The sequence below is a fragment of the Candidatus Nitrosopumilus sp. SW genome, assembly GCF_006740685.1.
Classification (GTDB): Archaea; Thermoproteota; Nitrososphaeria; order Nitrososphaerales; family Nitrosopumilaceae; genus Nitrosopumilus.
In genome coordinates, this window is the sequence record NZ_CP035425.1 from 482,232 (window position 1) to 503,656 (window position 21,425).

The 21,425-nt window shown below is 34.2% G+C and carries 30 protein-coding genes and 1 tRNA gene; 7 read left to right on the forward strand and 24 right to left on the reverse strand.

The window, feature by feature from the left end; translation table 11 throughout:
• Positions 1 to 2 precede the first annotated feature (2 nt).
• Positions 3 to 2,870, forward strand: a complete 2,868-nt coding sequence (gene leuS, locus Nisw_RS03020; RefSeq protein WP_141976410.1) for a leucine--tRNA ligase — start codon at positions 3 to 5, stop codon at positions 2,868 to 2,870.
• Between the two features lie 104 nt (positions 2,871 to 2,974).
• On the opposite strand, the gene Nisw_RS03025 is transcribed toward leuS, so the two are convergent.
• Positions 2,975 to 3,766: a hypothetical protein gene (locus tag Nisw_RS03025; protein WP_141976412.1), complete on the reverse strand. Its 792-nt coding sequence runs from the start codon at positions 3,764 to 3,766 to the stop codon at positions 2,975 to 2,977.
• 174 nt (positions 3,767 to 3,940) lie between these two features.
• Here Nisw_RS03025 and Nisw_RS03030 point away from each other — a divergent pair, with 174 nt between their 5' ends.
• Complete coding sequence (locus tag Nisw_RS03030) at positions 3,941 to 4,606, forward strand: uracil-DNA glycosylase (protein WP_141976414.1); 666 nt, start codon at positions 3,941 to 3,943, stop codon at positions 4,604 to 4,606.
• Positions 4,607 to 4,628: 22 nt separating this feature from the next.
• On the opposite strand, the gene Nisw_RS03035 is transcribed toward Nisw_RS03030, so the two are convergent.
• On the reverse strand, positions 4,629 to 4,967 hold the full coding sequence (locus tag Nisw_RS03035) for a hypothetical protein (RefSeq protein ID WP_141976416.1): 339 nt from the start codon (positions 4,965 to 4,967) through the stop codon (positions 4,629 to 4,631).
• Positions 4,968 to 5,040: 73 nt separating this feature from the next.
• On the opposite strand from Nisw_RS03035, the gene Nisw_RS09410 reads away from it, so the two are divergent.
• Both Nisw_RS09410 and Nisw_RS09095 read left to right on the forward strand, forming a co-directional pair.
• Positions 5,041 to 5,163 carry a hypothetical protein gene (locus tag Nisw_RS09410; protein WP_255430840.1) on the forward strand — a complete coding sequence of 41 codons (123 nt, stop codon included), beginning with the start codon at positions 5,041 to 5,043 and terminating at the stop codon, positions 5,161 to 5,163.
• A 118-nt stretch (positions 5,164 to 5,281) separates the two neighbouring features.
• Positions 5,282 to 5,587: a hypothetical protein gene (locus Nisw_RS09095; RefSeq protein WP_185736658.1), complete on the forward strand. Its 306-nt coding sequence runs from the start codon at positions 5,282 to 5,284 to the stop codon at positions 5,585 to 5,587.
• A gap of 6 nt (positions 5,588 to 5,593) precedes the next feature.
• Here Nisw_RS09095 and Nisw_RS03045 read toward each other — a convergent pair whose 3' ends face one another.
• From Nisw_RS03045 to Nisw_RS03105, 14 genes are all read right to left on the reverse strand, one after another.
• The gene (locus Nisw_RS03045; RefSeq protein WP_141976418.1) at positions 5,594 to 5,827 is read right to left on the reverse strand and encodes a hypothetical protein; all 234 of its coding nucleotides are present in this window, start codon (positions 5,825 to 5,827) and stop codon (positions 5,594 to 5,596) included.
• Between the two features lie 37 nt (positions 5,828 to 5,864).
• The gene (locus tag Nisw_RS03050) at positions 5,865 to 6,383 is read right to left on the reverse strand and encodes a hypothetical protein (RefSeq protein ID WP_141976420.1); all 519 of its coding nucleotides are present in this window, start codon (positions 6,381 to 6,383) and stop codon (positions 5,865 to 5,867) included.
• A gap of 194 nt (positions 6,384 to 6,577) precedes the next feature.
• On the reverse strand, positions 6,578 to 7,000 hold the full coding sequence (locus Nisw_RS03055) for a hypothetical protein (protein ID WP_255430841.1): 423 nt from the start codon (positions 6,998 to 7,000) through the stop codon (positions 6,578 to 6,580).
• A 322-nt stretch (positions 7,001 to 7,322) separates the two neighbouring features.
• A complete protein-coding gene (locus Nisw_RS03060; protein ID WP_141976422.1) occupies positions 7,323 to 7,577 on the reverse strand; it encodes a hypothetical protein in 255 nt (84 codons plus the stop codon).
• A gap of 17 nt (positions 7,578 to 7,594) precedes the next feature.
• Positions 7,595 to 7,735, reverse strand: a complete 141-nt coding sequence (locus Nisw_RS09100; protein ID WP_185736659.1) for a hypothetical protein — start codon at positions 7,733 to 7,735, stop codon at positions 7,595 to 7,597.
• A complete protein-coding gene (locus Nisw_RS09105) occupies positions 7,732 to 7,872 on the reverse strand; it encodes a hypothetical protein (RefSeq protein WP_185736660.1) in 141 nt (46 codons plus the stop codon). Before Nisw_RS09105 ends, Nisw_RS09100 begins: the two co-directional genes overlap by 4 nt.
• Before the next feature lie 82 nt (positions 7,873 to 7,954).
• A complete protein-coding gene (locus Nisw_RS03065) occupies positions 7,955 to 8,146 on the reverse strand; it encodes a hypothetical protein (protein ID WP_141976424.1) in 192 nt (63 codons plus the stop codon).
• A 60-nt stretch (positions 8,147 to 8,206) separates the two neighbouring features.
• Complete coding sequence (locus Nisw_RS03070; protein ID WP_141976426.1) at positions 8,207 to 8,386, reverse strand: hypothetical protein; 180 nt, start codon at positions 8,384 to 8,386, stop codon at positions 8,207 to 8,209.
• A 9-nt stretch (positions 8,387 to 8,395) separates the two neighbouring features.
• Positions 8,396 to 11,032, reverse strand: coding sequence for a DEAD/DEAH box helicase (locus Nisw_RS03075; protein WP_255430842.1), 2,637 nt, complete (start codon positions 11,030 to 11,032; stop codon positions 8,396 to 8,398).
• A gap of 74 nt (positions 11,033 to 11,106) precedes the next feature.
• Entirely contained in the window at positions 11,107 to 11,340 is a 234-nt protein-coding gene (locus tag Nisw_RS03085; protein WP_141976430.1) for a hypothetical protein, read from the reverse strand.
• Positions 11,341 to 11,380: 40 nt separating this feature from the next.
• A complete protein-coding gene (locus tag Nisw_RS03090) occupies positions 11,381 to 11,575 on the reverse strand; it encodes a hypothetical protein (RefSeq protein WP_141976432.1) in 195 nt (64 codons plus the stop codon).
• 27 nt (positions 11,576 to 11,602) lie between these two features.
• Positions 11,603 to 11,857 (reverse strand): hypothetical protein, encoded by a 255-nt coding sequence (locus Nisw_RS03095; RefSeq protein WP_141976434.1) that lies wholly within the window; start codon positions 11,855 to 11,857, stop codon positions 11,603 to 11,605.
• A gap of 136 nt (positions 11,858 to 11,993) precedes the next feature.
• Positions 11,994 to 13,118: a Kazal-type serine protease inhibitor domain-containing protein gene (locus tag Nisw_RS09415; protein ID WP_255430843.1), complete on the reverse strand. Its 1,125-nt coding sequence runs from the start codon at positions 13,116 to 13,118 to the stop codon at positions 11,994 to 11,996.
• Between the two features lie 36 nt (positions 13,119 to 13,154).
• Positions 13,155 to 13,757 carry a nitroreductase family protein gene (locus Nisw_RS03105; protein ID WP_141976436.1) on the reverse strand — a complete coding sequence of 201 codons (603 nt, stop codon included), beginning with the start codon at positions 13,755 to 13,757 and terminating at the stop codon, positions 13,155 to 13,157.
• Positions 13,758 to 14,058: 301 nt separating this feature from the next.
• On the opposite strand from Nisw_RS03105, the gene Nisw_RS03110 reads away from it, so the two are divergent.
• Positions 14,059 to 15,072: an NAD(P)/FAD-dependent oxidoreductase gene (locus tag Nisw_RS03110; protein WP_141976438.1), complete on the forward strand. Its 1,014-nt coding sequence runs from the start codon at positions 14,059 to 14,061 to the stop codon at positions 15,070 to 15,072.
• Here Nisw_RS03110 and Nisw_RS03115 read toward each other — a convergent pair.
• Positions 15,069 to 15,773 carry a YkgJ family cysteine cluster protein gene (locus Nisw_RS03115; protein ID WP_141976440.1) on the reverse strand — a complete coding sequence of 235 codons (705 nt, stop codon included), beginning with the start codon at positions 15,771 to 15,773 and terminating at the stop codon, positions 15,069 to 15,071. The two genes, Nisw_RS03110 and Nisw_RS03115, sit on opposite strands and share 4 nt — an antisense overlap.
• Positions 15,774 to 15,804: 31 nt before the next feature.
• On the opposite strand from Nisw_RS03115, the gene Nisw_RS03120 reads away from it, so the two are divergent.
• Positions 15,805 to 16,125, forward strand: a complete 321-nt coding sequence (locus Nisw_RS03120; protein WP_141976442.1) for a hypothetical protein — start codon at positions 15,805 to 15,807, stop codon at positions 16,123 to 16,125.
• Positions 16,126 to 16,171: 46 nt separating this feature from the next.
• Positions 16,172 to 16,262: transfer RNA gene (locus Nisw_RS03125), tRNA-Gln, on the forward strand.
• Positions 16,263 to 16,283: 21 nt separating this feature from the next.
• Here the strand turns inward: Nisw_RS03125 and Nisw_RS03130 are convergent.
• The 7 genes from Nisw_RS03130 to Nisw_RS03160 form a co-directional block, all read right to left on the reverse strand.
• On the reverse strand, positions 16,284 to 16,883 hold the full coding sequence (locus tag Nisw_RS03130) for a 30S ribosomal protein S7 (protein ID WP_048069045.1): 600 nt from the start codon (positions 16,881 to 16,883) through the stop codon (positions 16,284 to 16,286).
• Between the two features lie 2 nt (positions 16,884 to 16,885).
• A complete protein-coding gene (locus Nisw_RS03135; protein WP_141976444.1) occupies positions 16,886 to 17,323 on the reverse strand; it encodes a 30S ribosomal protein S12 in 438 nt (145 codons plus the stop codon).
• A gap of 3 nt (positions 17,324 to 17,326) precedes the next feature.
• Entirely contained in the window at positions 17,327 to 17,791 is a 465-nt protein-coding gene (locus Nisw_RS03140) for a NusA-like transcription termination signal-binding factor (RefSeq protein WP_012214736.1), read from the reverse strand.
• 54 nt (positions 17,792 to 17,845) lie between these two features.
• Positions 17,846 to 18,169 (reverse strand): ribosomal L7Ae/L30e/S12e/Gadd45 family protein, encoded by a 324-nt coding sequence (locus Nisw_RS03145; RefSeq protein WP_141976446.1) that lies wholly within the window; start codon positions 18,167 to 18,169, stop codon positions 17,846 to 17,848.
• Positions 18,170 to 18,243: 74 nt separating this feature from the next.
• Positions 18,244 to 19,890, reverse strand: coding sequence for a tetratricopeptide repeat protein (locus Nisw_RS03150; RefSeq protein ID WP_255430844.1), 1,647 nt, complete (start codon positions 19,888 to 19,890; stop codon positions 18,244 to 18,246).
• Positions 19,891 to 19,972: 82 nt separating this feature from the next.
• Positions 19,973 to 21,151, reverse strand: coding sequence for a hypothetical protein (locus Nisw_RS03155; RefSeq protein WP_141976450.1), 1,179 nt, complete (start codon positions 21,149 to 21,151; stop codon positions 19,973 to 19,975).
• Between the two features lie 36 nt (positions 21,152 to 21,187).
• Positions 21,188 to 21,421: an LSM domain-containing protein gene (locus tag Nisw_RS03160; protein ID WP_141976452.1), complete on the reverse strand. Its 234-nt coding sequence runs from the start codon at positions 21,419 to 21,421 to the stop codon at positions 21,188 to 21,190.
• Between the last annotated feature and the right edge of the window lie 4 nt (positions 21,422 to 21,425).

The window sequence follows — 21,425 nt, forward strand, 5'->3', positions numbered from 1 at the left end:
TGATGACAATAAACTGGACTGAGATTGAAAACAAATGGAGGACAATGTGGCAAGATAACAAAGACTTTGAAACAAATCCAAACGATAAACCAAAAAAATTCATTACAGTAGCTTATCCATATCCAAACTCACCTCAACACATTGGACATGGCAGAACATACACACTAGCTGATGTTCATGCAAGATATTACAGAATGAAAGGGTACAATGTTCTATTCCCAATGGGATTCCATTACACTGGAACTCCAGTACTGGGTATGGCAAGAAGAATTAAAGCTGGAGAAAAAGAGATTCTAGATGGATTGCGAAATATTTACCACGTTCCAGAAGATGCAATAAAATCATTTGTTGAACCAATAAAGATTGCAGACTATTTCCATGAAGAGATAAAATCAGGAATGATTGAGATGGGTTACTCTATCGATTGGCGTCGTGAATTTACGACTATAGTTCCAGGTTATCAGAAATTTATTGAGTGGCAGATTACCACACTCAAAGAAAAGGGCAGAATCATTCAAGGTAGTCATCCTGTTGGTTGGTGTCCTGTTGATCAAAATCCAGTATCACAACACGATACAATGGGTGATGTGGAACCAAAGATTGATGACAAGAATTTCTTGATTAAATTCAAACTAGGTGATTCTGTATTTCCAATTACAACATTACGTCCTGAAACTATCTTTGGTATAACGAATCTTTGGGTCAATCCAAATACCACATACAAAAAAGTGTCAGTTGATGGTGAAGAATGGATTGTATCTGAAGAATGTGCAAAAAAGATTTCATTCTTTGAGAAAAAAGTTGAGATTACAGGTGAAATTCCAGGATCAGAAATCATTGGCAAAACTGCTACTAATCATGACGGACGAGAGATCCCAGTATTGCCTGCTGAGTTTGTAGAACCTGGTATGGGAACAGGATTGGTAATGTCTGTGCCTGCACACGCACCTAAAGACTATCAAGCATTGATGGATTTGAAGGCAAAAGGCCACGAATTAGCCTCAAAATTAGAGCCCATTCCAATTATTGTAACCGAAGGGTACGGCTCCATCCCAGCCAAAGAGATTTGTGAAAAGATGGGTGTTTCTGATCAATCTGATGACAAGTTAGAAGAAGCAACCAAAGAGTTGTATCTCAAGGAGTTTACTGATGGAAAATTAAATAACAAATGTTTACAATTTGATGGTGAAAAGGTACAGTTTGGTCGAGACAAGATTCGAGATTGGTTGCAAGAAAATAACCATTTAGAAAAATTCCCAGTTTTAGAGAATGCTCCAGTAAGATGTCGTTGTGGAGCTGAATGTGTTGTCAAAGTATTGAACAATCAGTGGTTTTTGAATTATGGTGATGAAGAATGGAAAGAATTAGCTAGAAACTGTTTAGATGAAATGAACATTCTACCAAACAACATCAAGACAGAGTTTGTGGAAGTAATTGATTGGTTACATGAGCGAGCGTGTGCAAGACAACAGGGACTTGGAACTAAACTACCATGGGATAATGACTGGATTGTTGAAAGCTTGTCTGACTCTGTAATTTACATGGCATACTATACATTATCTAGATTTGTAAATGATGGAACTGTACAACCAGAGAATCTCACCAAAGAATTCTTTGATTATGTTTTGTTAGATAAGGGAGATGTTTCACTAGCTGCTTCTACATCAAAAATTTCTGAGGATATTATTAATACGATGAAAAAAGAATTTACATATTTTTATCCTGTTGATTCAAGACATTCAGGTCGAGATTTGGTACAAAATCATTTGTCATTTTTTGTTTTGAATCACGTTGCAATCTTTGAGAAGAGTTTATGGCCACAAGAGATTGTTGTTAACGGTTCAGTAATGATGGATGGTGCTAAAATGTCTAAAAGTATGGGAAACATAATTCCATTGCGAGCGGCAATCAAAGATCATGGTGCAGACCCAATCAGATTGGCAATCATTTCATCAGCTGAGTTACTCCAAGATGCTGATTTTAACATGGAATCAGTCTCAGGAATTCAAAACAAGTTAGAGTCTCTCTTGGAGGCATGTTCTAGCCTCAAAAAAGGCGAAATTGGGGATTTGGAGGCCGAAGACAGGTGGATTTTATCCAAAACTCAGAGCAAGATTGCAGAAATTACAGAAGCTGTCGAAAAAATGAGATTACGTGAAGCACTACATGATATTCTCTTTACATTTGAGACAGACTTGAGTTGGTATCAAAAAAGAATTACAGCTAAAAGTCGCGATAATATTTCAGGAATTTTACACCAAATCAATTCAGATAGAGTTGCAATGTTGTCTCCATTTGCACCACATGTTGCTGAAGAAATGTGGGAAAGACTTGGAAACTCTGAAATGGTTTCAAAATCAGTTTGGCCTGAATATTCTGCTGACAAAGTTGATGCTGCATCAATTCAAGCTGAAGAGTTACTCAAAAGTACCATGGACGATATTGCAAATATTCTCAAAGTTACAAAAATTACTCCAAAAAAGATTGTAATCTATGTAAATTCAGATGAAACAAAATCCAAAATTTATCGCAAGATGCTCAGTATCATGGTAGGGGGGCAAAACAACATGGGAGTTGTAATGAAGGAACTCATTGCAGATCCAAATACTACGGATGCTAAAAAGATGCCAGATTTTGTTCAAAAAACAATCAAGGATTTACACTCAGAGTCTGAGGATATCAAAAAAATGAAGCTTGAAGCTGAATCATTTGATGAAAAAGAATTCTTAAAATCAGAATTAAGCAGTATGGGACAAAAAGAATTTGGTGTGAATATTGAAGTGTATTCAGAATCAGATTCAGATATTTATGATCCTAAAGGAAAAGCAAAACATGCAAGGCCATTCAAGCCTGCAATATTGATTGAATAGTATACAAATCCACCTAAGAAATGGAATTAAATACAAAATTCAGGCACCAGATAGGATAAACATTACAAAATAACAGAAATGAAGAGATGTCAATTATAATGATACTATGTAGTTTTGTAACTTTCAAAATCTTTGTCTTTTGATTTTAACTGTTCTGAAGTGTATTCTAAAACAAGGTTTCCTACGGCAGCAGAGATCTTTGCAAGTTCTTTTGAAGAGATAATTAAATCTCTTTGATATAATGAAGGAGGTTTGTAAGTAATTAGAAAATGAGGAGTAACTACAGTTTTTTTGAAACCCATAGTAAGAATTTTCTTCATTTTAGATTCTTCCTCAAAATCAATAATAGCATATCTCAAAATTGTTTCAACTGGAATAGATATTAAACTAGGTTGAGAGTCGTCTCCAAAAACAACACGTTTTGTATTATCAAAGTTTTGAATAGACAAAACTCCATGTCGATTATGTGAAGTTATTGAGTCATCAGATTTTTTTAAAATGACAGAATAATTTACCACATGAAATTTTATGTGATCATAACAATCCTGACACAATAAACCATGAATGCCCCAATTTTTTTCAGGTGTTGATTTTTTGAAACCTAATCGTTCAGAACATCGGTAACATGTTTTTGATCCAGCAAGTTTGAATTTGTAAGCAGTTAGAATTTTGTTAAATTCATCAATTTCTATTTTGGGAAATTCTTCTTTAGATTCAGATGTTTCAGATTTAAGTTGATACAATAATCGAATCAGGTACTCTTCGTCTTCAATTTTTAGGGGTTCGTTAAGACTGACCATTTTTTCAAGTTCTTCAATTCTATCAGGTTCCCCGATATTGGCTTTTTTGATTTTATTAATTATGTCCATTACATCAGAAGAGGGGTTAGTAGTCAAGTGATTTTCAAGGAATTCAAAACTATTCAAGTTTTTCTAAAAATTAGCCACAATGCTATTCATTATGAAGTAGTTTCAAAAAATGATTGTTCACTCATTAACTGTACAAATTTTTTAAAAACTGCTAGTTTTGCATAATTATAGATTGAAATTTTAGTCTAACATACAAAAAGAATGAAACAAAATTCAATTCTATCACTAAACAAAAAGATTAAGTCTTGTCAAAAATGTCCAAGACTCTCAACATACATCAGAGATGTTGCCAAAAACAAGGTTAGGCGATTCAAAGATGAGCCATATTATGGCAAACCATTATCAGGGTTTGGAGATATCAAGGCAAAATTACTCATTGTTGGACTAGCACCAGCTGCACATGGTGGAAATAGAACAGGTAGAATGTTTACAGGAGACTCTTCAGGAGATTGGCTTGCTAAAGTGATGTATAAAACTGGATTTGCAAATATCCCTACCAGTCAAACCAATAATGATGGACTGACATTAAACAATGCTTACATTACAGCTGCAGTTAGATGCGCTCCGCCCCAAAACAAACCAACAAAAGAAGAAATGCAAAACTGTTTTGGATTCCTAGAGCAAGAATTCCAAATACTAGACAACGTTACAACAATTCTCTGTTTAGGAAAAATAGCATATGACGCAACCTGTAAACTATTAGATGTAAAACCAGGAAAATTTGGACACAACAAAGCATTCCAATATGATAAAACAACAATAATCACATCTTATCACCCATCAAAACAAAACACACAGACAGGGAGATTACTTTGGAAGGACTGGTTTGCAGTTTTCAAAAGAGCAAAAAAGATTGCAAACAAGTAGAATTATTGGCAAAAAATGAATTTCATTTCATAGTGACCAAAATCAAAATTCTGCAGTTAATCTTGTTTTTTCGGGGCTCAAAAATCACATTTCCATTTTTAATGGAATAACTCTCTTTGAGATCCTCATCTTCAGGCAAAAATTCATACCTAAAATCGCCTTTTTGCAGTGAATTTAGTATTGACTGTTTGATTAGATACCCTGATTCATCAAGGTCAATCTTATCTCGTCCTTTAGAAATAATCCTTGGATAATAGTCTCGCTCAAACTTTTCAAAGACATAATTTTTTAGAAATTTCTCATCTCTTCTTGCCTTTATCCACCAAGACGGCGATACATCCATAAAAAATTCTAGATCCAACATATTACTGTGAATATCTTTGCATTTATTGCTAGTCAGATCCTTGAAATAGGATAAGTAGATAATTACTCCATTGAGTCAAGAATTCTTTTGCGGACACAAGCCAATTTTTCTTGTTAAAGAATCAAAAAAATTCAAAGGAATTACAATGAAGTTGTGCGCTGAATGTGCAGAGATTGATTGTATTGATGATTAAAGTGTAAAAAAAATTGTGTATATAATTACGTGAATCAGAAATTTAAATTGATATAACAATTCCCAAATTCATAGAAACCACAAAACCAATCAAATTAGAAAAGCGCGTTAATATTTACATGTCAGCAATACCAAATAGAAAAGTAAGAAAATCATCAAATTACAAAAATCATTTTATTGTAGCAGGAATTCTTGCAGGTATCGGACTCGCATTGCTAGCATATCTTATGTTCTATGTTGCACCAGTTGAAACCCTAGAAACTGTCAAAGTAGTTGCTGTTACTAGTCAGGGATGTATTGGTGAAACATTAGATGGTTATGCAGTAAACATTGGAAATTGTAATGCAGAACCGGGTGATTTTATCAGTGCATTAGTTGATCAAAAACTCAAAGAAAGAGCTGCATTGATGAACCCAACAAACTAGAATTTTTTAATTTTCTTTTATTCTTATTTCATCCATACATACAGGACAAATCTTTTCATTCTCATATTCTACTAAATTTCCTCTCAGATGTGCAGGCTTTCCGCATTTGGCACATGTTATAGAATAATACTCATCAAGCTCCAAAATACACTCTGAGCAAAGTAGTTTGTCTACACCATGCTTGTTGTATCTTTCAGTATTATCAACAGATTTTGAACATCTCTCGCATATTTCAACCATAAAATATCATCAAAAATTTACAAGATAAAGGCATTAGCTAATTCTCATTATTGGTATCCTCAACAGAATACCCACCAAGTGTGATATGAGCATCTTTTTCTGTTGCAAACTTTTTGGATTGCAATGCAGATTCTGAAATTATTTCCAATCTTCCAATTATGATATAGTCTGTCATGTTTTGGTATGTTTTAGAATCTGCAGGATTTTCGGCATATACAATCTGGATGTATGCACGAAGTGGATTCCACATAGAGGATTTTTTTTCTATCATCTGTTTGATTTTCCCATAGGTTCCTGTTTGACTCATGCCAGAGCGATAAAGTCCAATATTTTCACCGGAATCAGATTCTTGGTAAATGCAGATGGCATAAGTTCCATCTTCTTTTTCAATGAATGTAAGATGGATGTCTTTTGGCTTCCATGTCTTTACTATTTCTGCAATCTTTTGAGACTCTTCTTTTTTTACAAACAATGGAACTGCAATTGGATTTCCAGCATTGCTCCGCCATGCAATTCCATAAAAGTTGCCATACCAAGAAAACTTTGCATTAGTCATTCATTAAATCTTAAGAATTTTTCAATTAAAGAGTATTGATGAGTTTAAAATCTAAGGGTTAATTGTGTTCAAAACTAACAGAACACCTAGAATTATTCCTGCAACTATGATTACTCCTTTGAATAATGTCTTCAATAAGTACACTCCACAGGATATCAACTTAAGCGTATTGAATTTGCTTTTCAGTTTTGAGATTATGAAGGGTCTGTTTCAACTACATGGTGTTCCAATACACCAATGCATTCGTCAAGAGATTCATTTTCAGAAATTGCCTTTGTCTCCTGGAGATTGAATTCTTGGCTTAGTTGTAAATCATATTCTTTCAAGTCATTTCTGTATGTGTTGCATGCAGAGCGAAGTAGACGCCAATAATAATATCCCTTGTTCATCTCATCTTTCATCTGATCAGATTCCAAGATTCTTGATAGCCTCTCATAGTCTACTTTGTAATTGTCAAATTTTTCCCTAACAATTGTAGGCAACTCAGCATACCAGTCACGCCCTTCATTTGTTTTTTCAACGTTGTTTAGTTTCTGCAGTTGATATGACACTGAATCCTTTAGAACATCCAATGTATCATTTGTCTCAATGAGTCGCAAGAGTTCAGGGTTTATCATTAATCATATCCAAAATGTTCCAAACTTAAGAGTATTGATGATTCTCAAACTAATTCATCTATTGCATCATTATTTTCCGCCACCAAAAAACTGAAAAATTTGTCTTTTTTGGTAGATTGCAACACCGATTAAAATTATCAGACCCACCAACAGACTAACATATTCAGAAAAATATTCTGCTGAAACCTCCCAGATTCCTCGCCAGAATAATACAAGACCAATTCCTGTAAATAGTAGCAACACTGTTCTTTTGGTAAAAATCTTCGCCTTCAATTAACTACGAGTTTTTTCCGTATGGATCTTGGACTTAAGGATATTGTTTCTAATCATGTGTAGATTCTTGGTCAAAAGGGACGGGTTTTTCATTTTCATCATGCCCTGTGTGCTCTGAGTGTCTTCGTTTGATAATTCTAGTAACTTCTGCAACTAGTTCCCTATCTTTTTTGACCAATGCCTCTAGTGCAGTACGGTATTCCTCATCACCCCACTTGTCTTGGGCAAACATCTGCTTTACCAAATTCACAATATCAGATTTGTTTTTCTGATGATCATGTTTTGCATTATCTAGATTATCCAATAAAATTACAAAATTTGTTAATCCTTATACTTTTTTGGTTTTCTTGTCTTTTTCTTTTTTTGTTGATCATTTTTGTATTTTTGAATTCTCTGTTTTTCCCTGGCTTTTTTTTCTCCTTTTTTGAGTCGGTTGTCTTTTTTCTTTTTCTTTTCAGTCATAATCCTTCTTCATTTACATCAGGTTCAGGATTTGCTCTCTCAAAAGACATCTCTTGTTTTTGACATGAAGGACATTTTTCCCACATGCCAAACTCGTTTCTAATTTTTCCCTTTCCATCACATCGTAAACACACCATAATCTCTTAGAATAATTTTAAAACTTAAGGATTTTGAAAAATAGCAATAGAATTAGGGTAAATGCAAGATATGGCTAGTAAATTACTTACTAGCCAGAACTTTTTTGAATTCTTCAACTGGAGTTATGAACTTGCATCTTTTGCAAAACAAAACCTCTTTGTCTTGCATTTTTTTTACTTTTGTTGGAATCTTTCCGCAGAAAAGAGACTCACTTTGACAGTTTGGACATTTTGCTAGTAATGAATTCATTCCGTATTCATCTGTCACATTCATGAATTAGTTATACAAAACTTGCTTATTAAAAAAATGAATAATTTCTACTAGTGCCAACAATCACAGTTTTTGCCAACAATTAGTTGCACCACATTGACCACAGCTTGACTTTTTGTTCCATTTTACAAAATCCTTGTCAGATGGAATTTTGACTACAGTAATTCTTTCACAACCACTGCATTTTACCTTGATTGGAATATTTCCCTCATTGCCACCTACAAACAAATCTTTGAAGCCCATGATTAACAACTAAACAAATACTGCAAAAAAATCTATTGCATCCTTTTTTGATAGTTCCTTATTTTTTGTCTGGCAATAATTGTTAGTAAACGTGCATTTAGGACATCCACCCCATTTTTGACCATCTGTAATTGCCTTTTTCTGCTTTGAATCCACTGGACAATCACAATCATGTAATAGTGAAAAACAGGTTTTTAATATTTTCTCAAAATCTTCATAAATAATCTTACTGCACCCATTAAAGCCATCTGAAGAATTATCATAAAGATAGATTATTCCATTTTCATAGTACACGTCAATGTCATTTGACTCAGATTTTGTGATGATTTTTGCAGCATTAATCAATACATGACAAATGGTATGAATTCTAGAATCATTTGCAATCTGGCTCTTTGTTTCAGATGACTTTGTAATAAATTCAGATGGAACAATGATACTTACAGAGGAATGCTTTGACTTCCAGTTAAAATTCCTCCAAGATGGAATTGTGCTTCCATTAAAAGTCTGAAAGTTCTCAGCTGCATCGTTATAGTTTCCTTTAAGATAACCAGTAATAGTCCGACTAAGTTCTATTATCCCATAACGTAAAGATAGTTTGTTCTTTTTCACAACAACATCTCTGTGTGCAGCATTTCTCTCAGATGTCTGCAAGATAGAGGTTCTAACAATAGGAATTGTTCTTTTCTGATTCTCATATGATTTTTTCAGATATGCACGTGCGCCGTTCTGAGATTTTCTCAGAGAGATTACCTCATAGTTTTGTTTATTGAAATGATAAATTGCGTTTTGATGTAATTGGTAATATCCAACAGGAACTCCACGAGTTCCAATTTTTCTAGAATTCAAATAAATTGCAATCTCACCTGATGAACCACGAAGATTTACACTATTTGCAAAATCAAAGAACTGTGATTTGTCTGAAGACACGGAAGCTTCTGCCTCAACTTCAATTGATTCTTCATGTTTGTCTGAAATTATAGAGTTTTTCTTATTGATTGGAATTACATGGTCTTGTGAGAGATATTCATCTATGTGTCTAGCAAAGTAATGACACGCTGCATCATCAGGGTCAAGTACACAAATGGCATAAGATTTCTGTCCCATCCTACCTGCACGTCCTATTCTCTGTACAAAGGAATCATATTCATTTTTGAAGGCCGAAATTACCACATCAACATGACCAATATCGATTCCAAGCTCCAAAGTAGGAGTACATGATAGTGCATCTAATTCTCCTGCCTTCATTTGTGATTCGTAGAGTTTTCTGTTATTTTGATCCAAACCGCCACGATGAATTTGGATTCTAATCCCATCATTTGCAGACTCTACATTTGATGCAAGAAATTCTGCATCATTGTGTGAGTTGCTAAAGATTAGTTGTGTGGAATGATTCTTGTAGCAAATTGATGCCAGCATCTCCATTGTTGTTCTCTGTCCAAATTTACGAGGTATTACAAATAACATGTGCATGTTTCTTTTTCGACGAGTTACACTTTTGATAAATGAGAATGATTCAGGAGGCAAATCAAACATGTTTGAGAAAAATTCTCTAGAGTTATCCAAAGTAGCTGAAGAACCAACAAACTGTACATCTCCCATGTATCTCTTCATTCTTTGCAAGACATGATACACATTGGAGCCATGAAAACTAGTGTAGGAGTGGGCTTCATCCATAACTATTATCTTTGCATTCTTGAATAGTTCATTCCATTTTTTGTCTTGTAGAATCAAATGGTAATTGATAAAATCAAAGTTTGTTGCAATTATTAATGATTTTTTTGCAGCATCTGCAATTATCATGTCTTTGTATTCAGAGCTTTGCCCTCCATGAATAGAATAGATATCAACTGTACTTTTCAATCCACAGTTTTCAATTAGTTTTGAGATTTTTGAAACTTGGTCATCAATTAGTGCATTTAATGGATATACAAAAAGAGCAAAGACTCCAGGTTTTTTTTCTTGTGAAATTTTTTCCAAAATTGGAATACTAAATGCTTCAGTCTTTCCAGAACCAGTGGGTGCAGAAATTATAGAGTTTTTTCCATCTAAAATCAAACGAACAGATTCTTCTTGAAAAGGCAATAATCCAGTAAAGCCATACTTTACAATTCCTTTTAGAATATTCTCAGATAGGACATCATCAAGTTTTGCAATTGGTATTTTTTCAGGTTCAGGGGAAACCATATTCTCATAATGAACTATACCTAAGGATTCTTCTTTGTGACCTTGAACTAATTCACGAATTATCAGATCATCATCAATAAGAGATTGTGGGATTTTTGAAACATCGTAAAGAATTTCATTGGAGATAGGAATTACAATTTTTGGCGTAGTTTCTTTTTTCTTTATTTGTTTTATTTCATCAGGAATGTATTCAGATTCTGCAGGGCCACCACAGTTGTGTGGTTCATCAGTCCTAGAATCAATTGGGATAAATTTTCCACTATCGGATTTGAATTCCTCATCCCAGTAAATTTCAGCTCCGCATCCTTTGGAACAGGGTTTTGTTTTTCCTGAATAATTCATTCCATATGTAGGGCGTTTTGGAATTATCATTTCAGGATTACATTTTGGACAAATTCCAGGACCACCTACATCTTCAAAGTTTTGTGTAAGCTTTGTATCACATTTTGAGCAAAATTTCATGAATGTGTTTTTGTTAGAGATACCATTAATGAAGATATGATAATTTTCAAATTAACATGGGATCAATGTTGATTCTAGTTTACACCTTTTCTTCTAGAAAGTTTTTCTGCTGGAAAGTTTGATGTTTTATCAAACTCTTCGGCTTTTACCTTTATAGCATCTCTTTCTTCTTGGGTCTGCTCACGAATTATCACATCTTCAGCATCAGTGTAATTTTGACATTTGTTGCACAACCAAAGGGTTCCCTTATCAGATTCACTATACTGAGGATAGCGTCGTTCTTCGCACTGCTTACAGAAAAGAGGCATGATTTTAGATAAAATATTTCTCAAATTAAGCGTATTGGCTTCATTCCAATTCAGATAGAATCAGATCACGTTTTTTATGCAGATTCTCCAGATTCTTCTCCAATCGGCGCAGGGTTTCTGAATTATAATTGGATTTCTTGATTTCAGATTCTTTATGTTCTTTCAGTTTCTTGATTCGATTTTCAGTATCATCCAAAGCTTCTTTGAGTGCTGCAACATCTTTTTCAAAAGACAAGTTACATAATTTTGAATAATTATCAAATTAAGGGTTTATGGAATAAAGATCTCTTTGACTCCACTGCTCTTTTTGATAATCTGTCCCAAAGACATCAAGGGATTTTGTAATACATTCTTCTTGTTCAATTCCCTGTTGAAACAATTTTTTACAATCATCTACTGCAAGTTGTAAATTCCTTTGATTGCGTTCTGCAACATACAAATCATAATTTGAGCTGCCCATAATTCCAATAATTATTGCAACTACAACTACAACAGATAAAGGAATTAGTGGTCTCATCGTCCTGAAATATAAGCCACATACAATGCTATTGAAACAACACTAGATACACCAATAATAATTCCAAGTTCTCTTTTAGAAAAAACTGCAGTTCTGTAACTCAATGAATAAGTTACGTTGTTACAGAATTTAGGGGTTAGGATTCACAACCAATTCCGTTATTGTCCCCATCAAAGTTGTGAGGATCAGGTGATAGTACAGTAAATTTCTTGTAAACAACATCTACACAATTCAAGTCAGGTGGGGGTGATGGAATACAAAAATCAGGATATGATGCATCACAGTTGTTTTGACTATCAAGTGCAGGAGTTGAAGATGGAATGTGTTGACATCCATGTTTTTGAGCCCAAAAATAATGCTCAAATTCTGATTTTTCACAAAACTCTGAACTTAGATATCCTAATCCCGAATCCAGTAATTCTTGATTAAGAGATAATCCATTACAGTATATTGCACCAAGCATTCTGCCATGACTTCCTTCAGTCTGTTTGTCATCTTCATCAACTAGCACAAAAGAGTCAACTGGGCATATTGTCTGAATAAAATTTCTAGCTTCAACGCCGTTTACCTCATCAAGTTCAGGAGCTGATGCCAATGCAAACCGAATTGATTTTCCATCAACATGAATTGTATCACCATCAACAATTTTGGTTACATACCCAGATAGGCATTCAGCATATCCTTTACAATCATCAGGATTTGCATAATTTCTGAATTCAGGAATTCGTGGCTCTACATAACATTCACCACGATGTTTCATTGCCATGTGCTCGGCATTTAATCCACAAAGATTACCATAAGTTATTCCATCAACACCACATACAGGGTTGTACTCCATTGTACATGCAATTGCAGGTTTTTCAGAATACCAACCACGATGTTTCATCTTTTCAATAGATGTATTATTGATACAAACTGGTGTTGCATCATGTTTGAACATCAATTGTTTTCCCTCAACACAGATAATATTTTCAGCTGAAATTCCAGCATGTTTTTGGTGAAGTGGTCTGAGGTATTCTTTGATTACTCCATCCATCATGCATAATCTTCCGGCATATGCACCAGGTCCACATCTATCATCAAGTACACAAATCCCATCCAAAGAAGCAAATCCAGGGGCACACATTCCCATGTAGGATTTGTGATGTTTCATCTCATTTAGCATTCCATGATGTCCAGAATATTCAGGATGTGAGGGTGCAAAGATAGGAGCAGGGATCAGTAAAACAAAGGCAATTACAACAATAATAATTTCTCTCAACAACATCACTAGCATAATTCATTCAATTAAGAATATCTAGAAAGAATTCTCAAATGCTACCTCATCCAAATGTAACTGGCCACCACGAGGTGCTGCATCTTCTGCTCTTTTGCCAACTACTACCATCATTACAATAAGATGACTTTCTGGTAGGTTGATCACTTTGGCAAGTTCATCATACTCAAAGCCTACCATTGGACATGAATCAAGGCCCATGTCTCTAGCTGCAAGCATTATTGTTTGAGCTGCCATACCACAAGAGCGAATTGCTTCATCTCTTTGTGCTTGAGTATCAGAAGAGTATTTTCTCTCAAGACTAGCTTTTACTAGTTCTTGTTTTTCTGTAGGATGATTCTTCCAGTAACGTAGTGGTTCAGTCTTCCATGCAGTCATATCACCACAAAGTACAACAACTAAGGAACCGTCTTTTGGTTGAGCTTGTCCCCTAGCAGCTTCTGAAATTTTTTCTTTAACATCTTTTTCAGTGACATAAACAAATCTCCAGTTTTGTTGATTGTAACTAGTTGGAGACAGTATTACATGCTCCATGAGTTTCTTGACTTCATCAAGACTCATCTTGTGATTAGGATCAAATTTTTTGATAGCACGTCGAGTTGATACTGCTTCAAAAACATCCATGTAGTAAATACAAAATTTATCTAAAATAAATTAAACGAAAAGACAATTGAGATTAAGATCAAGACCAAAAAGTATCTTGATGACATCTCTTATCACTTAAGATCAGAGACGATTGTGCTCTGATGACAGTGATTTTATCTTAAGGCCTGAAACGAATGTTTTCAGACGACAGACTTGTCTTTTCTTAAACAGATTATGTGAATTTGATATTTAACCGGTACTGATAATTTCTACTAGTGGTAAATGATCTGAACAAATTCAGATAGTCTATTTATTACACCCCCGAGATTCACAAAATATCTTGAAGATTGCAGTAATGGGAATGGGTGTAGCTGGTTCCTATCTAATGGCCAGACTAAAAGACTCTGAACATGATGTTACAGGGTATGAGTTGAATCCAAAAGAAAGACATGATTCTATTTGTGCATGGGGAACAATCAAACCAATACTTACTGAATACTGTAAAAAGACAGGTAGAGACTTTAACGACTTTTTAATCCATGATGGAAAAAATATGCATGTCAAGATGAACAATGATGTCAAGTTTGACATCGGATTACATGGATTATGCACATATGACAAGATTGGTCTAATCAAAGATTTCATTAAAGATTCGAAAATTATCTATGGAAAACCACCAACACTTGAGGAATTAGAAAAAGAGTATGATATGATAGTTGACTGTACTGGATTTCACAGAGTGTATTTACCAAAACTAAAGGAAGATTTCTTTTTGCCAACATACGAGTACAAAGTAGAATATGAAAATGGAGTTCCATATGATGACTTTTACATTGAACCATTTCCTGGAATGTCAGGATATTTTTGGTATTTCCCACTAGGTGAAAAATGGGCCCATATTGGAGCAGGGGATTACAACAAAAATCACATTAAAGCAACTGATGATTTTTTGAAAAAACATGGAGGCAAAGTTCTCAAGACAAAGGGAAGACCAATCAGATTGGCAACTCCAGATAGATGCAAGCCATACTATTCAGGAAAAGTTGTAGGGGTTGGAGAATCAATTGGAACAGTATATGCATTGTTAGGTGAAGGAATCATTCCGTCAATGCAATGTGTAGAATTGTTCTTAGAGAACATGCATGATGTTAAAGCATATGAAAAGGCAGTAGAAGAACATTACAAAGTATATGCCAAAGTTTTCAATTTTGTGAGAGCAAAAATCAAAAAAGATTTCAATTTCTTCAAATCATTACCAGATTTTCTTGCAATATTTCGTTACATGAAAAAGAACGAAGACAGATTTGGAATGGATATCAAGATTGCTGACTTGATGAAAGTAGCTAAGGCCTAAGAAAAACTGACAGAACCAAAACCTTCTCTGTTTGTTCTGTTTGATGCCATGTTGTAATCATAAATTATCTTCGAATATTCCTTGAACTCTTCTTTCATTGGTTCCAAGTCTTCAGCCAAGTAGAATCCAGGGCAATCACCAGTAAATTGGTATGTTGCATGAACGCGTGGCTTTCCTTTCTCATTTTCAAGCCAGCTAGAAAAGGGATACAGATAGCACACTCCAGGACGGTCAGGATGCATAGAGCAACCTCCTTCCTCATTCAAAAATCTACAAGATATGTGAGTACCATCATCTGCTTCAGTTTCATCTGTTTTCCTTTTGAGGTTAATCGTAGTCATTGTGGTCATTTGTCCAGAGGGTCCTGGTTCAGAATAGGTAACAGTTAGAGTTTCATTTTTGATAAACTCTGAGGGTTTTTGATATTTCAATCCCTTGCCAATTGTAATCAAATCATCAGAAGTTAGTGGTAATCTTCCTTGGCGGTCACAACAATTGTGACAATCAGGCCAAAAACATTTCCAAAGAATAAATTTTTTTTCAGAATTAAGATAAGGTACATGGAACACAACATCTTTTACTTTAATTGGTCTGTCAGATACATCAGTAATTTTTCCCAGCATAAAGTTTCGAAGTATAGGATCTACATCCCAATCTTTTTGTAGTAAATCTAGTGACTCTTCAATCTCCTTTTGGGACAATAAGTTATAACATCATTTGCAGATGTTATTAATGTTGAGTGAAAAAGGCAAGTATGCTTCAGCTACAGAAAACAGAAGATTTGTCTGGTCAGAAATAATTTGGCCTTTAATTTTAGAAATCAACGATGTTGCATTTACTTTAAAACAATTCCAAGATAAACGTGACAAGATTTGCCAACAGTACAATCTCTCAATTAATGTCCCGTCAAGAGGATTGGCATCACTACAGCAAAAAGGAATCATACTCAAAGAAGGAACACTGTATTCCATTCACTACAAATTGATTCCATATATGAGATTAAGAGCAGATTGTGATTATGCAACTGCAATTAGAGAAGTTAGACTAAAGTAATTACAACAAATGATTATATTCTAAACATTCAAAATTTCTTTCAAGTAGCCCGATAGTCTAGCGGTCAAGGATTCTGCCCTCTGGATCTCACAAAGTGGATATAGGCGGAGACGGCAGTTCGAATCTGCCTCGGGCTACTGAAATGATTTCTAAAAGTCCTATCTTGATGCTTGTGCGATTCTTTCTAACTCGTTCTTCTTCTTTACAGAAGGAGCATTAGGATCGTTATCTGCAGCCAAGATTAGTTGTTCTGCCATGTGTTCTTCAATTGGTTTTGGGTTAGAGAATGTTGATTCTTTGATTGCATCAGCAATGAATCTCAAAGCCAAATCTACTCTTCTAATTGGTGCAACATCAACAGATACGTGATAAACAGTACCACCATAAACAATTCTAGTTGTGTCCTCATTAGGAGCTGAATTTTCAACTGCTCTAACTAGTACCTCTACTGGGTTTTTACCAGTTTTGAGTTCAATGATTGTAAATGCAGTTCTAACAGTATTGAGTACTTTGGTTTTCTTTCCAGTCATTCGACCAGTGTTCTTTGCATATTTTTTACCAAAGTGCATTGTTTTGTTGATTAATCTTTCAACAATGTTAACATCTGCTTTGTTGAATCTTTTGAGTGCAGAACGACCAAATGTATAAGGTAAGATTTGTTTCCTAAGAGAAATTGCAGTTTTAAGACCAGGGTCTTTAACTTCAATATCAGACAAATCCCATTTTCTAAAGAGTAACAAGTTTTTTGTTTGTGCCATTTCTATCTCCTTGGTTTTTCCTTCTTTCCAATTACTAGTTCATGAAGAGCAGTGCCATTTACTTTGAAGACTTTGAATCTAACACCAGGAATATCTCCCATTGCACCACCTTGAGTTGCACCCATTCCTTGAATATGAACTTCATCGTGTTCATCAATAAAGTTCATTGCACCGTCTCTTGGTAAGAATGCTGTAACTGTTTTACCATTTTTAATTAATTGAACACGAACACATTTTCTAATTGCAGAGTTTGGTTGTTTTGCTGCAACTCCAACTTTTTCTAAAACAATACCTCTTGCTTGAGGAGCACCACCAAGTGGGTCTGCTTTTTTATCAATACCTAATTCTCTTCTCTTGTAAGTTGAGATTGCCCATCTCTGTTTCTTTTTTTTAGTAGTTAGAACTCTGCCTGCAAATAATCCAAGTGGTGATTTTCTCATTTTCTACATCTCCAAAGTTTGTCTTTCAGGACTGTTAATCAAGACACTAGTAATATCAAAATATCGTTTTGCAAGCATTCGTGCCTTCTCAGCATTTCTGCCTTCTCTTCCTACAACGATTCCTTTCTTTCTTGGGTCTACCATAACAATTGCCTGTTTTGTCCCATCTGCTCGTGTATTTATTTTTACTTCAGATACTAGTTTAGAATTAAGCAAATTAGACAAAAATTTTGCTGGATCCTCATCAAATTCTACGAGTTCCACATTTCTTTTTACAATGTTTTGCAATGATTTGATATGCATTCCACCCTTACCAATTGCAAGGCCCATCTTTCCTGTGTTAACTACAAAAATTACTCTATCTTGTTTTTCATCTTCAACACAATCACGTGCGGTTGCACCTGTAACATTTTGGAACAAAGACATCATACGCATTTGATCCGTTGTTAGTTTGATTGATTGTGTCATAATTCTTAATGTCTCCAAACAAAAAATGTCTCATTTAAACTTTCAATAGTAACTCTAATCATTTTTTTCCTCAGCTTCTGTATCTTTTAAAATTGATTTGATGTTTGCATCATCAATTGATGTGAATGAGATTGTTGAAATTCTAAATTGTAAGCCACATAATCTACCCAATGCGACTGAGGTTCCTTGGAAGTTCACTAAAGGTATTTTTTCTTTTTTTGCATCTGATTCAATTTGCTCAATCATTTCTTTCTCTACAGATTGAGACAATACAATTAGCTTGGAATTTTTTACAGAGTTTAAAACTTGTTTAGTACCCATTGTTAGTTTCCCTTCTTTACGGGCATCCTTCAAAGATTTTTCAAGTATCTTACTCATGTTTTTCCTTATGAGCATCGTCGCAACAGGGCTTTATAGGTTTATGGAAAAATTACGCACACAAAAAACATAGATCACTCACTAAAACCAAACAAAGATGAAAATACGCGAGTTATTTCTTCAAAAAAGTTAGGTTGTTTTTCGTTTTCATTTTCTTTCGGAATTATTTTTTCAGGTAAAGTTTTTTCATTTGATAAAGTTTCAATTTCAGATTCTTCTACATTGCTCACCTCAGAAGTTTCTTGAATTTCTGATTTTAGTGAGAGGGCATTGTTAAGATTTGTTCTTGCAGTATAGTAATTTGGATTCTCTTCTATAATTTCATTATAAAGCATGATGGCCCCATCAAGATTTCCAAGATTTGCCAATGCATTTGCCTTGTTATTTTTTGCAGGTAGATAGTTAGGATCAAGAGCAATAGCATGATCATAGTATGCTATTGCTTCTAAAACATATCCAATTTTTCCTAATGTAGAGCCTTTGTTGACAAGAACTTCAACATCATCTGGATTTTCAACTAGAGATTCATTAAAAAAATTCAAAGAATCATCAAATTGACATAATCTGTAAAGTGCAGGACCCATTCCATCATAGTAAGAAATTGTATCAATAAAAGTACTAGAATCACATTCAAGATTAATTTGATTTAATAATTTTCCAAGTTCAATATCATCTACAGAAAGATTATCATGTTTTTTATTTTCTAAAATATTTTTTGAATCAATTTTTGTCTCAGTTTCTTTTGAGACAATTTTTATTTCTTTTTTAGTTTCTGGTTTTTCATTTATGGTTTCTTTTTCTGAAACCATTGTTTCATTATTTGCTTCACTTGCAGGTTCTATTATTGTGTCATCAGTTGTTTGTGTTGTGTCATCAGTTGTTTGTGTTGTGTCATCAGTTGTTTGTGTTGTGTCATCAGTTGTTTGTGTTGTGTCATCAGTTGTTTGTGTTGTTTCTTCAGTTGTTTGTGTTGTTTCTTCAGTTGTTTGTGTTGTTTCTTCAGTTGTTTGTGTTGTTTCTTCAGTTGTTTGTGTTGTGTCATCAGTTGTTTGTGTAGTATGTTCTGTAGAATATTCAAAGAAATATTGTGCATCAGTTTCAGCATAATGTGCTTTTATCGAATATGTTCCTTCAGCTTTAAAGTTTACGCCATCTTTAACCAAAAAGCTTGTAGAAAACTCTAAGTCATTGTTTATGTTTCCAAAATAAAATCCAGCAGGAGTTCCAAACGGATCATGAATACCAATTAAGACAGTAGGCGAATCTAAAGTAGATACACTTCCAAAAATTTTGATTGTGTCGCCATCAAAATAATGGTCCCTTTCAGTATAGAAAGATGTGATTTCAGGAACTATTACTTCTTGAGGAACAATTTCAGGTTCAGATTCAACAGAATTCGCCTGAATTACAAAGTTATGTTCTTCAGTTACTTGTCCATAGTCCAATTTTATGAGATAGTTACCAGGTATTTCATAAAATGGTGATTCCAAAGAAATTGTTTTTGAGAAGCTTCCATCAGATGCAAGTTCCAAATTATTTGCAGATAATATTTTCGCATCAGGATCAAATATACTCATAGCAATTACAGGCATTCCAAAATCAATTACCTGTCCAGAAATTACTAATGTTTCACCAGTTTGATAGATACTCTTGTTAAAACTTACATTAAACGAATCCGCAAAAATATCATTGAATGCAAGTGGTGCAAAAGCTGTTAACACTAGAGTTATCCCTAGGATGAATCGCATCACAATAAAAAACACGTAATTTTCTATTTAATAATCACGTATAATTGATACTTTTTCATTCTACGGAAATGGATCTTGTGATCGAATCAGATAATGCAGTTGGATCTTTTAGTGAAGTCCAAACAAATGTTTCAACGGTATAGTCTCCAGGATTTTTTGGAATCCATGATTGAGAAACATCAAGACTTTGTCCAGGAGATAACTGACCTTGAATCCACGAAAGAGATTCAACATGGTTTTGAGAATTTCTCACTTGAAAGAGATAAACAAATTTTTGATCATAATCTTGCAAATTTGACAAACTACCAACAATCTGAACTTGTCGTTCAGAAGAAATGGTTGTAAGATGATTTCCAAAACTATCAGAGATATTGATTTCAGAATTTTCTAATCGTTGAGTTGAAGGAACGGATGATTCTACTCTTGATTGAGCCTGAATTTCCAAATTATCAGATTCAGAATATGGTTTTGGAAGAGTATAATCACGGTATTTGGCAGAAATTGTGTCACCAGGAATTGCATAAAGTCTATTTCCACTTGATGCAGAATTTTGAGTAAGAGATATTGTAGAAACAAAAGATCCAGAGTCTTCAGATGTTTCTATTGCATTTGCAGTGATTCCACCAACATCAGAGTCTGAAAAAACTTCAACTTCAATTTGATCAATTGCCTCAGGGTTTAGATTCATGTCAAGATCAATAACTCTAACCATCACAGAATCATCATTAAAGAAAACATCATTAACAAATGCTATAGTTCCAAGATTCCAGGATATTGGTACAGACTCAGATAGCACTACACCATCAGCGAACTCAAAGGATACTGTAACTGCAGAATCTCTTTCAACTTCCAAGAATCCACTTGTAGGACCAGTTCCAACAGTCCTAGGTGTTGTATCATAATCACCATCACCATCTACATCATGTAAGAATCCAGTGAGAATTATTTCACCAGTAAATATCCCACTAGATACACTTGTTTCAGTCAGTTTGTATGGTTCTAATGAATGACTTCGTGTTGAAATTTTAATTGGGTTTTCATTGTCATCACCAATTGAATCAATCAAGTCTTTGTCAGTATTCCAACTAGGGGCAATTATTTTGATTTGAATTTTGTCAGTCCAAGAATAAATCGGTCTGTCAAAAAATATTGGAGCATATGGTTTATCATAATCTGGAATCTCTTGAGCAGTTGCAAACGGCAAAATAAAAATTAAAAATAAAAAATCAAGCAATTATTTTTCTTAAAGAACATTAAGATTTATGAGTTGTTAGTTTGATTCCTCTTCAGGAAGAGATATTGCCAAAATATTGTCTCCACGAAGCAAAACCTTGCCTAGTTGTTTTTTATTGTCTTCAGAAACATCTTCAGCGTTTTCTAGTGTAAGATTCATGTGAATATCAAAGTCTTTGAGAACTCCTTGGATTGTCTTGTTGTTTCTTAATCTAAGTAATACAACTTTATCTTTGGAGTTTGTCATTAATGTTGAAATTTCATCGGCCATAATT